Consider the following 14860-nt stretch of genomic DNA (forward strand, 5'->3'; position numbering starts at 1 on the left):
TAAGGTGAAACACCCTGAAACCCGAAGACAAGAAGGCACTATTTAATTCCTGTTTTCTACTCTACCCTGGAAAGCGAGTGTTTTCCGCAGCGGTGATTTAGCACTTATCCCTAATCGTACATATTGTATATATACCCCAATCAGTTTCTGTCGCAGTTTGGTACTACTGTGTTAGAAAAGAACAAACTATTTGAAAATAGATTTTTAAAATTAAATGGTTAAATTTTTTAATCATCGGATAACCTATTTTTTATCAAGAAGATTATATGTTTTTTATAATTCGTAATCCATTATTTCTCATTCCTTCTATCCTTAGATTGTTGCATTTCATGTACTGAAAACTTATAATATGAAAGTAGAACTTTGAGCGATATAGAAATTGGACATAGATTTCAAGATAAAGGAGTTGCTGAATGTTGAGTATGCAGGAGTTAACACCAGATAAACTAGACGAAATGGCGTTAATTGATGTAGCGGCAGTTGTATTAAAAGAAGAAAATAAGGCAATGGATTTCCGCGATATCTTTGAGCGAGTTGCTTCTTTAAAAGGATTTACAGAAGAACAGAAAGATGCATGGATTGCGCAGTTTTATACCGATTTAAATATTGATGGACGTTTTATGACAAAGGGTTCTAACCTATGGGGGCTTAAGCGCTGGTACCCAGTCGAAGAAATCGATGAAGATATTACGCCTGTTCCGAAGAAGAAACGCAAGAAAAAAGCAGCGAAGAAGAAGAAGAAGAAACCTGCTCCGGTAGAACCTAGTACTGATGATTTAGATGAGTCCGCTGTAGAACCCAAGATTATGGATTTTGACGATGAAGATGTGGTTGCAGATGACCTAGATGATTTTGATTTTGACGAAGATGATTTAGAAGATTTGGATGATAGCGAAGAAGATTTTGAAACAGAGGAAGAGGAAGAGAAATAAGTTCTTACTCACTCTTGACTTTCCAAACTGATCTGAGTACAATTTTACTTGGGCTCCATAATAGAGTGGAAAGTTTACAGCGTTCCCCTGGAAAAGGGGAGCGCTTTTTATTTTTACGAAGCCGTATTAATTGTCCTACTTCATTGTTTTTCTCTAGGATTTAAGCACATACTGTCATGAAAAACAATGATACTAAGCTATAAATAGAAAATAATTCAACAGAAAGAGGGATACAACGTGACGAAATATATCTTTGTAACAGGTGGTGTCGTCTCATCCATTGGGAAGGGGATAACGGCAGCATCATTGGGGCGTTTATTAAAAAACAGAGGATTGAAAGTAACGATTCAAAAGTTTGACCCCTATATCAACGTGGATCCAGGTACCATGAGTCCTTATCAGCATGGGGAAGTTTTTGTTACAAATGATGGAGCAGAAACGGACTTAGATTTAGGTCATTACGAGCGTTTTATTGATATCAACCTTAATAAGTACAGCAATATTACAACAGGTAAGATTTATTCTACTGTTATTAAGAAAGAGCGCCGCGGAGATTACCTTGGTGGAACAGTTCAAGTCATCCCGCACATTACCAATGAAATAAAGGACAAGGTATTCCAAGCAGGAAAACAAACAAACGCAGATATCGTCATTACCGAGATAGGCGGTACGGTTGGTGACATTGAATCCTTGCCATTTATTGAAGCAATTCGTCAAATAAAAAGTGACATCGGTCGCGAAAATGTGATGTATATTCACTGTACGTTAGTGCCTTATATTCAAGCGGCAGGAGAACTCAAAACGAAGCCGACCCAGCATAGTGTGAAAGAATTGCGTTCTTTAGGCATTCAGCCAGACGTGATCGTATTAAGAACAGAAAAAGAAATCGCGCAAGAAATGAAAGAGAAAATTGCTTTGTTCTGTGATATTAATGAAAAAGCAGTAGTAGAAGCTGGAGATGCAGATACTTTATATCATGTACCTTTGAAAATGCAAGAGCAAAAATTAGATCAATTAACATGTGACCATTTTGGATTAGATTTCGGTACTCCAGATATGACAGAATGGAATCAGTTAGTAGAGCGTGTGTTAAACTTATCGAAGAAGACAACGATTGGATTAGTCGGAAAGTATGTAGAGCTTCCAGATGCATATATCTCTGTTGTAGAAGCGTTGAAGCATGCAGGGTTCTCTCATGACGCAGATGTCGATGTGAAATGGATCAATGCGGAAGAAATAACACAAGAAAATGTACAAGCTGAGCTAGCGGATGTAGATGGTGTTTTAGTGCCAGGTGGTTTTGGAGATCGAGGCATTGAAGGGAAAATCGAAGCCATTCGCTATTCCAGAGAAAATAAAGTACCATTTTTAGGCATTTGTTTAGGTATGCAATTAGCGACCGTTGAATTTGCTCGTCATGTATTAGGATTAGAAGGCGCTCATTCGGCAGAAATTGATCCGTCAACGCCACATCCAATCATTGATTTACTTCCAGAACAAAAGGATGTTTCAGATATGGGGGGTACTTTGCGTTTAGGCATTTATCCATGTCGATTAAAAGACGGTACGAAAACAAAAGCAGAGTATGGCAATGAAGATATTGTTTATGAACGCCATCGTCATCGCTTTGAGTTTAACAACCAGTATCGTGACCAAATGGAGGATAATGGATTTATCTTTTCTGGAACAAGTCCTGATGAAAAACTAGTGGAAACGATCGAGCTGGATGATCATCCATGGTTTGTTGCATCTCAGTTCCATCCGGAATTTAAATCTCGTCCGACACGACCACAGGAATTATTTAAAGGATTTATCGGAGCATCTGTTCTATCAAAATAACAGTAGAAGCAGCATAGTGGTAGATATCATTATGTTGCTTTTTTCTATAAAAAAAGATATGAAATGCCAATTGATGTATTTTTTCTACACAAAATAAAAGAAACATGAATAAGAATGAAAGGATTTTTTTAAGATATATCGAATAATTTATAATATTGAATCTTTTTTAGAGAGAGAAAAATTAATCTCAATCGAACAATAAAGATAGGATAAATACGAAATAAGAAATGAGGGAGCAGTCTGAACATGGAAAAACAAGTGCTTGTTGTAGATGATCAAATAGGGATTCGACTATTACTCGAAGAAGTTATATCCCAAGAAGGATATAAGGTGGAACAAGCTGTAAACGGAAAAGAAGCATTAGATAGCGTCAAAGAACAGCAACCAGATTTGTTAGTATTAGATTATAAATTGCCTATTATCAATGGATATGAAGTACTTAAGCAACTGGAGGAAGAAGGAATAAACGTTCCAACCATTGTGATGAGCGGATTGCCAGACCGAGCAAAAGAAGACATGAAGGAATTCCAAAATGTTAAAGCATATTCTAGCAAACCCTTTCAATTAAATGATATGAGGGAATTAGTGAATTCTATATTAGCCGAATAAAGATAAGTTTTAGGAATGATACATATTATTTTTTTAAAAGTAAAAGATTTTATTGTTCAACATAAATGTTTTTTATATTAAGTTTTTGTAACGTTTTTTTTACAAATATAGGCAGGGTAAGACAAAAGTTTTAATAAACTTTTGCCAGTAAACGATTACATTTGATTGTTTTGTTGCACCTTTTCGAAGTAATTGGTATTCTATTTATGGATGCAATCTATCGTTCCATAGATCGGTTGTTTATCAATGTAGATTTACATATCCAAAGGAGGAGCAAACAATGCCATTAGTATCAATGAAAGAGATGCTAGAAGAAGCAAAAGCTAATCGATATGGGGTTGGTCAATTTAATATTAACAACCTTGAGTATGCTCAAGCTATTTTACAAGCTGCAGAAGAAGAGAAGTCACCAGTCATTCTTGGTGTATCTGAAGGTGCAGGTCGCTATGTAGGTGGATTCAAAGTGATTGTAGCAATGGTAAAATCCTTAATGGAAGAATATGGGACTACAGTTCCAGTTGCGATTCACTTAGATCATGGTTCTAGTTTTGAAGCTTGTGCAAAAGCGATCCATGCAGGATTCACTTCTGTTATGATTGATAAATCTCATGATCCATTCGAAGAAAACGTAAAAGAAACTTCACGAGTTGTAGAACTTGCACACTTCCATGGTGTATCTGTAGAAGCAGAGCTTGGAACTGTTGGTGGACAAGAAGATGACGTTGTAGCAGACGGTGTAATCTACGCAGATCCAAAAGAATGTCAAGAGCTTGTAGAACGTACAGGTATTGACTGCTTAGCACCTGCATTAGGTTCTGTACACGGCCCTTACAAAGGTGAGCCAAACTTAGGGTTCAAAGAAATGGAAGAAATCGGTTCTGCTGCAAGTGTACCATTAGTACTTCACGGCGGTACTGGTATTCCAGTAAAAGATATTCAACGTGCGATCTCTTATGGAACTTCAAAAATTAACGTAAATACAGAAAACCAAATCGCTCAAACAAATGCAGTTCGTGAAACACTGAAGAACGATACGGAAGTATATGATCCACGTAAATACTTAGGACCAGGACGCGAAGCTATTAAAGAAACAGTAATCGGCAAAATGCGTGAATTTGGTTCTTCTAACCAAGCGAAATAATTGCATTATATGCATCACAAAAAGCTGTTCCCGCATGCGGGAACAGCTTTTTTGTCACAACAGAAAGTATAAAATTTGTTCGTAATATCCAAAAAACGCTCACTGCGGGGTCTTCACACAGCTTCCGAAAGACCCCACAGGATGCACCTGCGTCTAGTAAAGCTTCGAAGTAGGCTTCCTCGGTGCAAGGGAACAAAGATGTTATTTCAAGTAGCCCCTGGCTGAGGTGCTGCCCCGGCAAAGAAGACACTGCGAAAGCGACCAAAGGAAGCTTGAGTAGATGTCGCACTTGTGCCCTTGGGTGAAAGCGAGTGTTTTCCGCAGCGGTGGTTTAGCACTCATACTTAACCGTATATATCATTTTGTAATAAGGTGAATTGATAGCCTTTCTCACGAATTTTTTTTATCATTTCTGGGAGTATATCAACTGTTTGTCTGAGTTCATGTAAAAGAATAATAGCTCCGTCTTCTAGATTGTCAATCACGTTATCTATAATCTGCTGTGGATCGCATTTCAGTTCCCAATCAATGGACGCGACCCTCCACATTACTGTTGTTAAGTTTAGCGCTTCAGCTGCTTGAATCGTTTCCTTATTGTACTGACCAAATGGAGGTCGAAAGAAGGTCACTTTTTGACCTGTAATTCTTTCAATTTTTGATACACTGTTAGACAGTTGTTTATATTGCTGTTCATATGTGAGCATCTGTAAATTAGGATGATTAATCGTATGAGTACCAATTATATGCCCTTCATCTAAAACCCTTTTCCATGGTCTTTTCTCATATAGAAGCCTGGTTTGCCAAAAGAATACAGCAGGCGCATTTTCTTGTTTTAATATATCTAATATTTCATTCAAAACACTGCTTGGTCCATCATCAAATGTTAAGACGACGGACTTTGGATGATTGGAACAAATACTTGTCATGACTTTTGAATCTGATGAGTCGTACACGACCCTTGATTGATCAACCACTCATGGACTTTTTATTCTCACTATTATCATCCCTTCTGTCAATTTATTTTAAGGTAATTTTGAAATTTGTTTACAGTGGATCCATAAGTTAAATGGAACTTGTCATCATCGAATTTTTCAGGGATATCGTCAAAAACGACTTTTCCATCTTTTAATGCAATTAAGCGGGTGGCATAACGTTTTGCTAGTTCCACATCATGGACGTTTATAATCGTTAATAATTGAAGACGATGGTGCATTTCTTGAATTAATTGAAAGATATGATTGGAAATGCCAGGATCTAAGCTCGATACCGGTTCGTCCCCGAGAAATACAGCAGGTTGTTGTAATAAAGCTCTCGCAATACCAACACGCTGTTTTTGTCCGCCGCTTAATTGTTCTACCTTTCTATCTATTTGTGTCATTAAACCGACATCATCTATAATTTGTTTAGCACGTTTTATTTCATCATCTGTAAACCAACCAATTAAATTTTTAAAAGTAGAACGATATCCAAAGGTACCAGTCATGACATTTTGAATGACAGTTAGTCGAGGGATAAGGTTAAAGTGTTGAAAGATCATTCCCATTTTTCGTCGAACTTGTCGTAACTGCTCCTCGTTCATTTTGGAAAGAGGCTGATCTTGCCAATACACTTCGCCATGTGTCGGCTTTTGCAGACCGTTTATACAGCGAATCAATGTAGACTTTCCCGCACCACTTTTTCCTAAAATACAGACGAATTCCCCGTTGTTGAACGAAAGATTGATATCAGACAATGCTTTTTCCTGACTGTTATCATATTGTACGGATACATTTTTTATATTTAACATGTTTTCACCTCATATATTACAGGGAAGTGTCATCTTGTAGGAAACAAAGAGAGTGAAGCTGTTTCGTTAAATTACTTTGTTTCGCACATAACTTCCGATTAAATCCACCATAATGACTAGGATCATGATCATTAAAACGTCCAGAGAAACGGAGGAGTATTGGAATGTTTTAAAATCATTGAATAACCGCTGACCAATTCCCCCAGCCCCAATAAAACCAAGAATAAGTGAAGTGCGAATGGCCACTTCAAATCGGTAAAAATAATGGGATAAAACATTCGGCCAAATTTGCGGGAGAATACTAAATAGATAACCAAACCCTTTTTTTGCCCCTACTGCTTTCATGGCTTCTTGAGGACCAGGGTCCGATGCTTCAATTAATTCTGAAATTAGTTTACCCAATACCCCTACATTATGAAACATAATAGCCAAAACTGCAGGAAATGGCCCAAGGCTAAGTGCTGTAAGTAATATCAAACCAAATACAATCTCAGGTATAGAGCGTACAAAGCTTAAAGAAAAACGTGTAAAATGATATAGGTACTTGGATGGTGAAGTGTTCACCGCTGCCATGAAACTGATGGGAAGTGCAAATATAAGCCCTAAAAAGCTCCCAAGGAAGGCTAGTGCTAATGTTTCTAAGCTATCATGTATCATGGCCGGTAATTTTGAAAAATCCATCGGAAACCACTGCGATAGAAAATCAATCATATTACGAAACTCTTTGAATTTGGATAAATCAAATTCCGTTAGCCGCATACTAAAAAAAACTAAGACTAAAAGCAAGATAACGGTAAAGATACTTCTATATTTAAACCACAAAATTATCAGCTCTATTCTTTAATTATTCCTTGTTTGATGGCTGCATCTTTAATGCTTTGATAATCTTCATTACTTGCTTTTGTAAACCCAGTTGCGCCAAAAGCATCTAAAATTTCTTTATCTTCAATCGAAAGAAAAATTTGTTGAAGCTGTTCTATTGTTTCTTCATCTGTGTTCTGGTGTACAGCCCATGGGTATTGAAATAATTTATCTGATTTCCAAATGATATTGATTTTCTCCCCATTAATCTTACCAGCTTGTACAAGTTGATGATAAATTGCACTATCAATGGCCCCGGCATCCACTTGTTGATTTTGTACAGCTAGTGCTGTAGCATCATGAGACCCGGTATAACGAACAGAGTTAAAAGCATGTTCGTCTTCAGAAACATAAAAACCGCGATCCTCTAATTCGATGCTTGGAATTAAGGATCCAGAAGTAGAGTTAGGATCACCAAATGCAAAGTCAACATCATTTGAATTTTTAAGGAATTCATCTAATGAATTCCAAGGATTGTCGGAATGGGTAATAATATAAGAATAATAATAAGGTTCATCATTAATAAGTTGTGTTACGATGGCTTTTGCACCACTTTTATGTTGCGCTATTACATAGGTTAACGGCCCTAAAAACGCCATATCTATTTTTTCATAATTCATGGCTTCTACGACACCATTATAATCTGGATAAACTTCTACTGAAACTTCTCTGTTTAATCCTTCATTTAGAGTAGTCTGTAATTTATCCATTGCCCCTTCCATTTCTCCTTCTGTTTGTGCTGGGATCACTCCGATAGTGAAAGTGGGGGTATCATCATCACCACCACCACAAGCAGTAAGTACAAATAGAAACAATAATGTAATGGTAGAGATCAATCCTTTTTTCATATTGCATTCACCTCATTTATATCTTTAAACATTCATTTGTCATGTAAGTTTTCTTTATCCTGATTTAAAGTGAATTGTAACCCTCGCTCTAATGAATATTCAATGCCCCAGTTTAACGAATCATGTGCTTTTATATTAGTAAGATAGCTTTGCGATATATCCCCATCTCTTGCAGGGAGGTAGTTAGCGGTTAGGTTTTTATTTAATAAGCTATTTAATTTTTTTACTAATTCATTTAGAGTGGTAGGCTTACCGGTACTAATATTAATCGTTTGTCGATCACCACGGTGGAGCGCGGCGATATTAGCATTTGCAACATCTTTAACAAAAATAAAATCTCTTGATTGATTGCCATCACCAAAAATTTCAGGCTGTTTATCATTGGACATCAAATCAATAAAGGTGGAAATAACATTTCCGTTTGCTTTAGAGCCTGGCCCATAGACATTAGCATACCTCAAAATAGTGTAATTTAGCTCATGAAGATCCGAAAATGCTTTGATATATAATTCGGCAGAATGCTTAGAGATACCGTAAAATGAAGTTGGATTCTGCGGATGATCTTCATCAATTCCAAGGTAAGCTGGTTCGCCATAAACGGCCGCGGATGATGCGTAAATCAGTTTTTTTACAGAGTGTTTATAGCAACAATCTAGTATGTTTATCGTTCCTGTTATATTGATTGTTGCATCGAGCTTAGGTTTTTCTATCGACTTTACGACATCCACCTGTGCAGCAAGGTGAATCACATAATCAGGTTTTTCTTTCTCAAATATATCATCAAGATTTTCTGTAATATCAGCATGGTAGTATCGAACATCCGAATGTAAAACATGACAATCTTCATAACATGTCACGTCAATGACGGCAACACGATAATTACGTTTTACTAACTCTTCTACTATATGTTGTCCAATAAAACCGCAACCGCCAGTCACTAGAACTTTCATTTTTATAAATCCTTTCCTATCCCGAAATCCGAAGTGGAAAAACCAAAGGTAAAGAAAACTTGTCTATCCGCCAAGCCATATGGCGCAGTGCGGTAGCCTAGTTGCTCTTATCTATCTCCTTAAAATGGGCTACTACGTCGAGAATTCTTCCTTGCTGACCATTTATACATTCTGATACGGTAAAGAAGGACCCAAGAGAGGGTCCTTCTTTTTCTTCATCCTCAGAGGGCTGGTTTACTTTTAAGATATACGTTGTACCTCTTATAGATTCGTTGATTAACATTTAATGAACTGTAATTCGCCCTGGTTTTTCTTCCGTTATTTTACCAATAATAGCTGAAGGTACATGTTTATCTACGAGAGTTTGTTGCAGTTGTTCAGCTTCTGCTTCAGGAACAGAAATTAAAAGTCCGCCAGAAGTGACTGCATCACAAAGGATCAATTGATCTAATTCACTAACATCATGACTATAATCAATACAATCAGATAACCATTGATGGTTTTTCTTTGTACCGCCTGGGATGATGTTTTGTTCTGCTAATTCTTTCGTTTTTGATAATAAAGGTACATTCTTATGATCGATGTTAATCCCAACATTACCACCTTCAGCAATTTCACGAGCATGTCCTAACAATCCAAATCCTGTTACATCGGTACAGGCATGAACCGTGAAGTCTTCCATTGCTTCGGCAGCATCTTTATTTAATGTAGCCATAATGTTCATGACTTCATGTAAAGAGGTTTCGTCAAGTAAATCCTTTTTAATTGCAGTAGTTAATATACCAACACCAATTGGTTTCGTTAGTATAAGGCGGTCTCCAGGTTTAGCCCCAACATTAGCTCGAATACGGTCTGGGTGGACTGTTCCAGTTACAGATAAACCAAATTTAGGTTCTTGATCATCAATGGAATGACCGCCGACGAGAGTCGCACCTGACTCTTTTACTTTATCAGATGAACCAGCTAAAATGTCAGCTAAAATACTCTTATCAAGTGTATGAACTGGATATCCTACAATGTTCATGACCGTAATCGGTTTGCCGCCCATTGCATACACATCGCTTAATGAATTGGCTGCTGCGATTTGTCCGAACATATAAGGGTCATCCACAATTGGTGTAAAGAAATCTAACGTTTGTACGAGTGCGATATCATCCGTGATTTTATACACACCAGCATCATCAGAAGTGTCTAGCCCAACTAACAAATTGGGATCTGGGACAGATTTAGGTAAGTGCCGCAGAACCTGCGACAGGTCTTCAGGACCAATTTTGCATCCTCAGCCACCTTTTGTCGACAAAGAAGTTAATTTAATGATTTCCTCTTTTTTAGACACAATAACTCACTCCTTTTTATATTGGAATGTCATCTCCATTCCTGTCATTGGTTTAGCGAATTTTTGTATACATTTAGCAAAAATTCAGCCTCGTGCTGACTTGAATGGTTTTTAGCAATGTAATCTTTGGCGTTTTGTCCAATTTCCTGCCTTAATTCGATATTATTCATGATTTGTTCCGCATAATCAAGAAATTCGTTTTGGTTTGCATATAGGAATCCTGTTTTTTTGTGAGAAACAATGCTAGCATTTCCTTGATTATCAGCGACTAATACTGGAATGCCGTGTCCCATGGCTTCAAGAATGGCAGATGACTGCCCCTCTGAAATCGATGTGTTCAGTATACAGTCTGCTTGATAATAGGCTACTCCCATTTCTTCGTGAGGAACTTGACCGATATACTTGATCCATTCCTTATTTTTTTCTACTAGATCCAATACAACTTGTCCTTCTTCTTCCTCTAAAATCGGACCAACTAACCATAAGCGAATAGAATGATCTTTTTTATACAGCTCACTTAGCATATTGATAGCAGAAGGAATGTTTTTTACTTTTCTAATTCCCGCTGGCAATACAAATAGAAAAGTATTGTCTTCTTTCGTTACATGAAAATTTTGTTGACTAAAATCACTGGTTCCTTGAGGAAGCATATAGAGTTTATGAGATATTCCTGGTAATTCTTTGGTAATGATTTGTTTCGCTTCTTGATTAAAAACGTGAATTGCTTCGGCCTCTTCTAAACATGTTAGAACATCTTGGCGCGTTTCATCATCATATAAATGATGATTAAGATCAGTCCCCGTGAGTGTAATGATATAGGAGACAGGCTTGTGTTCTAATTGTTGCATGAATCGGTAAAAGCGGTACGCATGAAAGCCGTGTACGACATCAGCATTAGGCAGGGAGGAATAGGTATTGTCATCCGTAATTGATATGATTTCTGTTTCCACCCCTAATTTTTCTAAACCATCTGCCATTCGTTGTACGGTTATCGTATTACCCCTTGGTTGGTGGAAATTCGGAGTAGCTAAAACTATTTTCACTTATCATCCATCCTTTAACAGTAAGGTAGCTTACCTTTTAAATGATTTTTTAATTGGTTGTACCTAAAGAAACGTCTATTTTATGAACAGAAAGTCGATATGTATTGACTGGTACCCTAATAAGTTTCGTTAACTATCAGTGGGGGATGAAGAAAAATCCCACTGATAAAAATCTCTCTTTATTTTAACATACGAGTTATAAGTTCGTTAACTTGTCCCTCTTATCTTCATGAACGTTAGGTTAAGCTACATCATGACCTTTTACCAGCAACAAGAACTAAATAACCAAAATATATAATAGACCTTATGCAAAATTATCCCAAACATATTTACATAATAATGCATATGGATAAACGAACAGAATTTGTAAATATTGTGTATCTATCAATATTATATTGGGCGTCCATTTTTTATTCTCTCAACAAGGGCCCTAACGAACAGGATTAATTCTACATATATTAATATTGGAAAGGAGGGATATTATATGTCTTATGGATATGGATATGGAGGCGGTTTTGCCCTGATCGTCGTATTGTTCATTTTGTTAATTATTGTTGGAGCAACTTGGGGTTATGGAGGTTACTAAAAAATACTGCCCCAAAAACTAGCTCAAACTTTTTTGGGCTAGTTTTTTAATAATGGAAGTGGGACAACTTGTACTCGGTATCATTTATCACGGTGAAAACTCGTCCGTAAGACCACTACTAATGGGAGTTTCTCTTTATTTGCCTGTAGAAACCATCTTTATTTACAAGGGTGAGTTTGTAAGCTACTACCTAAAGAGAAAATACTGGAGCTAGTTCTAATAGGAGAGTAAAAAGGGGAGTAAACAATTTCACGTTTAGGACTTTAATATACTTATGACCACCGTCATACGCTCGACGATGGCCTATTGAGAGGATGTTCATAACATGGAATTATAGATACGGCTACTATATAAACTATGGATAGCACTAAACTTTGGAAAGGCGATTATCTTGTACATTTTACTTTTCCCTACATAGTCTGCTGATGGATACGAATATGTCATGATAAAAGGTGCAATGGGAAAGTTATCCAACTGGAAGATTATTTTGAAGAAGCTCTCTGTATTTTTATTAAACGAAACCGTAACGTTATAGAAACAGTAATGTTTTTATATGACTGTTTGTCAAACTAGGTGCAGTGCAATATGGTGTTATTTCGAAGTAATATGTAAGAAATTGGCGGGATTGTGTGGGAATCGAACCCACCGGAGACGGCACGCGCCTCCCTCAGGGTTTTGAAGACCCAGGGGGACACCAGTCACCCATCCAAACCCATCACTAAAATCTAACTAATAGATTTCATCAATGAAATTCTTATATCATTATACATTTATCAAATAAGTAGAACAAGTAAGTATTCGAAGCAAAAGCTCTATTAAATAAGTTAATGTATGACTTCAAAAAATGCAAGCATAGATTCTGCAAATGAGAGGCTATTTTGAATTCGTTACACTTGAACGCATCGATTCTAAGAATTAAAGTAAAAATGATAAGAAGTCATAGAAAGGAGGGGAATCAATGGAAGACAAATATTATACGATTGGAATGGCAGGTCATATAGATCATGGGAAGACATCGTTAACGAAAGCTTTAACAAATATCGATACAGATAGATTAAAAGAAGAAAAAGAACGTAGTATTTCCATTGAGTTAGGGTACGCTCCTTTGTATACAAAAGACGGGTCACATGTTTCTATTGTTGATGTACCTGGTCATGAACGTTTTATTCGACAAATGATTGCTGGTGTTGCGGGAATCGATTTAGTCATCATTGTGATTGCAGCAGACGAGGGTGTCATGCCTCAGACAAAAGAACACCTGGAAATACTAGAATTTTTAGGTATTAAACACGCTATTATTGCGGTAACGAAAATAGACCAAGTAGATCAAGAGATGTTAGATTTCGTTCGATTAGATATAAATGAAACGTTAGAAAGTACCATTTTCAACGATGTCACCATGCACTATGTCGACAGTGTTTCTGGAAAAGGAATAGAGGATTTAAAGGAGTCGGTTTTTGAATATCTCCAAAGGATAGAAAATCGAGATCAATATGGTTCCTTTAGAATGCCGATTGACCAAGTTTTTACGGTGCAGGGGCAAGGGACCATTGCTCGAGGTACTGTTTACGAGGGGATGGTCAAAAAGGCTAGTCCGTTAATGATTCTGCCTTCAGAAAAAAAAGTGCGTGCAAGAAATATACAAGTTCACAATCAAGATGAGGAGAGTGCTCAAGCTGGTCAGAGAACGGCGATAAACCTTAGCGGTGTGGATCGTGATGAGGTTCAGCGAGGGGATGTGTTAGTTGCATCTGATCACTTCCTCGTTACCAACACGATCGATGTTTCGATTCAATTTGTCCACCATCTAATGTTTGCTGTAAAACAACGTATGCCGGTAAAAATTCACGTAGGTACCTCAGAAGTGATGGGTAAAATAGTGTTCTTTGACCGTAATGTCGTTCAGGAAAAGGCAGGAGAAGTGCTTTGCCAACTTCGTTTAGATAAGGAGATTGTTGTGTGCCGAGGAGATCGTTTTATTTTAAGACGTCCAACTCCAGTAGAGACGATTGGTGGTGGATGGATTATTGATCCAAAGGGAGAGAAGTATCGTTTTGGAAATGAGACCGTTTCGATGCTCCAAAAAAAGAAGGAAGGAACGCCGGCCGATTTAGTCAAGGATGCTCTTTCAGCAAATGTACTTTTATCTCTGGATGAAATCGTCCAAGTTACTTCATTAGATATGCAAGAAGTGAAAGAGATAGTAGATGGCGATGATTTCGTCTCTTTAAAAAATGGCCAGTTCTCACTGAAAAAGCTGGAAGAAGATGCGATGAATATGGTAATGGAACAAATGGAAAACTATCATCAGTCTTTTCCAATGCGTTTAGGGATCAATAAAGTGGAACTCACTCAATCCGTTAAAGCAAATTATCCAAATGCTTTTATAGATCATACCATAGATATTTTAATGAAAAATGGTCAATTGGAAAAAGTGAATCCATATATTTCTAAAACAAACTTTCAACCCCATCTCCCCGAAAAATGGAAAAAACGAATGGAAGAGGTTATAACAAACCTTGAAAAAGATGGGTTATCCGTAAGGAATTGGGAAGAATATGTAAATAACAGCCCTTTTACTAAGAGAGAGGCAAGTGAGTTAAAAGCATTTTTGCTACAGACAAACCAAGCTTACCGTTTAACAGAAGATTTAATGATACACAAAAGGTCATTTGATCATGCTGTGAAAAAGTTAAGAGAACAAACAGGTGATTCTTTTAACTTAAAGCAAGCGAAGGATGTTTGGAATGTATCGAGAAAATTTTTAATACCTCTATTGGAGTTGTTAGATTATTTGAAGATAACCAAAAGGGTCGACAACGAAAGACATTGGTTATAAGATGAGGGTGTAATCTAATTGAAAGAAGGAGGACAAATCATATGAGCTATAAAGTTTCTATCAAGTTTTGTATGCAGTGAAACTATGCAC

The 14860-nt window shown here is 37.0% G+C and carries 13 protein-coding genes and 1 tRNA gene; 6 read left to right on the forward strand and 8 right to left on the reverse strand.

Features of this window, described 5'->3' with window-relative positions:
* Positions 1 to 413 precede the first annotated feature (413 nt).
* The 4 genes from rpoE (at position 414) to GHD00_RS15615 (ending at position 4521) form a co-directional block, all read left to right on the forward strand.
* Complete coding sequence (rpoE, locus tag GHD00_RS15600; protein ID WP_346427662.1) at positions 414 to 932, forward strand: DNA-directed RNA polymerase subunit delta; 519 nt, start codon at positions 414 to 416, stop codon at positions 930 to 932.
* A gap of 237 nt (positions 933 to 1169) precedes the next feature.
* Positions 1170 to 2771, forward strand: a complete 1602-nt coding sequence (locus tag GHD00_RS15605) for a CTP synthase (protein ID WP_163539091.1) — start codon at positions 1170 to 1172, stop codon at positions 2769 to 2771.
* A gap of 246 nt (positions 2772 to 3017) precedes the next feature.
* Positions 3018 to 3380, forward strand: a complete 363-nt coding sequence (locus GHD00_RS15610) for a response regulator (protein WP_163539092.1) — start codon at positions 3018 to 3020, stop codon at positions 3378 to 3380.
* A 280-nt stretch (positions 3381 to 3660) separates the two neighbouring features.
* Entirely contained in the window at positions 3661 to 4521 is an 861-nt protein-coding gene (locus tag GHD00_RS15615) for a class II fructose-bisphosphate aldolase (RefSeq protein ID WP_163539093.1), read from the forward strand.
* A gap of 344 nt (positions 4522 to 4865) precedes the next feature.
* On the opposite strand, the gene GHD00_RS15620 is transcribed toward GHD00_RS15615, so the two are convergent.
* From GHD00_RS15620 to GHD00_RS15650, 7 genes are all read right to left on the reverse strand, one after another.
* Entirely contained in the window at positions 4866 to 5495 is a 630-nt protein-coding gene (locus GHD00_RS15620) for a polysaccharide deacetylase family protein (protein ID WP_240468724.1), read from the reverse strand.
* Between the two features lie 38 nt (positions 5496 to 5533).
* Positions 5534 to 6307, reverse strand: coding sequence for a phosphonate ABC transporter ATP-binding protein (gene phnC, locus GHD00_RS15625; RefSeq protein WP_163539094.1), 774 nt, complete (start codon positions 6305 to 6307; stop codon positions 5534 to 5536).
* A gap of 66 nt (positions 6308 to 6373) precedes the next feature.
* Entirely contained in the window at positions 6374 to 7108 is a 735-nt protein-coding gene (gene phnE / locus GHD00_RS15630) for a phosphonate ABC transporter, permease protein PhnE (RefSeq protein ID WP_481810395.1), read from the reverse strand.
* 32 nt (positions 7109 to 7140) lie between these two features.
* Positions 7141 to 8016 (reverse strand): phosphate/phosphite/phosphonate ABC transporter substrate-binding protein, encoded by an 876-nt coding sequence (gene phnD, locus GHD00_RS15635; protein WP_163539096.1) that lies wholly within the window; start codon positions 8014 to 8016, stop codon positions 7141 to 7143.
* 32 nt (positions 8017 to 8048) lie between these two features.
* Entirely contained in the window at positions 8049 to 8966 is a 918-nt protein-coding gene (locus tag GHD00_RS15640; protein ID WP_163539097.1) for an NAD-dependent epimerase/dehydratase family protein, read from the reverse strand.
* 283 nt (positions 8967 to 9249) lie between these two features.
* On the reverse strand, positions 9250 to 10284 hold the full coding sequence (gene selD, locus GHD00_RS15645; protein WP_481810396.1) for a selenide, water dikinase SelD: 1035 nt from the start codon (positions 10282 to 10284) through the stop codon (positions 9250 to 9252).
* Positions 10285 to 10346: 62 nt separating this feature from the next.
* Entirely contained in the window at positions 10347 to 11345 is a 999-nt protein-coding gene (locus GHD00_RS15650; RefSeq protein ID WP_205600780.1) for a glycosyltransferase family 4 protein, read from the reverse strand.
* Positions 11346 to 11829: 484 nt separating this feature from the next.
* On the opposite strand from GHD00_RS15650, the gene GHD00_RS15655 reads away from it, so the two are divergent.
* Complete coding sequence (locus tag GHD00_RS15655) at positions 11830 to 11931, forward strand: YjcZ family sporulation protein (RefSeq protein WP_163539098.1); 102 nt, start codon at positions 11830 to 11832, stop codon at positions 11929 to 11931.
* Positions 11932 to 12548: 617 nt separating this feature from the next.
* On the opposite strand, the gene GHD00_RS15660 is transcribed toward GHD00_RS15655, so the two are convergent.
* Positions 12549 to 12645: transfer RNA gene (locus GHD00_RS15660), tRNA-Sec, on the reverse strand.
* A 244-nt stretch (positions 12646 to 12889) separates the two neighbouring features.
* On the opposite strand from GHD00_RS15660, the gene selB reads away from it, so the two are divergent.
* Positions 12890 to 14770 carry a selenocysteine-specific translation elongation factor gene (selB, locus tag GHD00_RS15665; RefSeq protein WP_163539099.1) on the forward strand — a complete coding sequence of 627 codons (1881 nt, stop codon included), beginning with the start codon at positions 12890 to 12892 and terminating at the stop codon, positions 14768 to 14770.
* The last annotated feature ends 90 nt before the right edge of the window (positions 14771 to 14860 follow it).

Source organism: Gracilibacillus sp. YIM 98692, from assembly GCF_010993965.1.
GTDB lineage: Bacteria > Bacillota > Bacilli > Bacillales > Amphibacillaceae > Gracilibacillus.

Bases quoted from the DNA above. Each gene is read 5' to 3' on its own strand.
- rpoE (WP_346427662.1), top strand. From the start codon at position 414: ATGTTGAGTATGCAGGAGTTAACACCAGATAAACTAGACGAAATGGCG.
- GHD00_RS15610 (WP_163539092.1), top strand. From the start codon at position 3,018: ATGGAAAAACAAGTGCTTGTTGTAGATGATCAAATAGGGATTCGACTA.
- GHD00_RS15615 (WP_163539093.1), top strand. From the start codon at position 3,661: ATGCCATTAGTATCAATGAAAGAGATGCTAGAAGAAGCAAAAGCTAAT.
- phnC (WP_163539094.1), bottom strand. From the start codon at position 6,307: ATGTTAAATATAAAAAATGTATCCGTACAATATGATAACAGTCAGGAA.
- phnD (WP_163539096.1), bottom strand. From the start codon at position 8,016: ATGAAAAAAGGATTGATCTCTACCATTACATTATTGTTTCTATTTGTA.
- GHD00_RS15640 (WP_163539097.1), bottom strand. From the start codon at position 8,966: ATGAAAGTTCTAGTGACTGGCGGTTGCGGTTTTATTGGACAACATATA.
- GHD00_RS15655 (WP_163539098.1), top strand. From the start codon at position 11,830: ATGTCTTATGGATATGGATATGGAGGCGGTTTTGCCCTGATCGTCGTA.
- selB (WP_163539099.1), top strand. From the start codon at position 12,890: ATGGAAGACAAATATTATACGATTGGAATGGCAGGTCATATAGATCAT.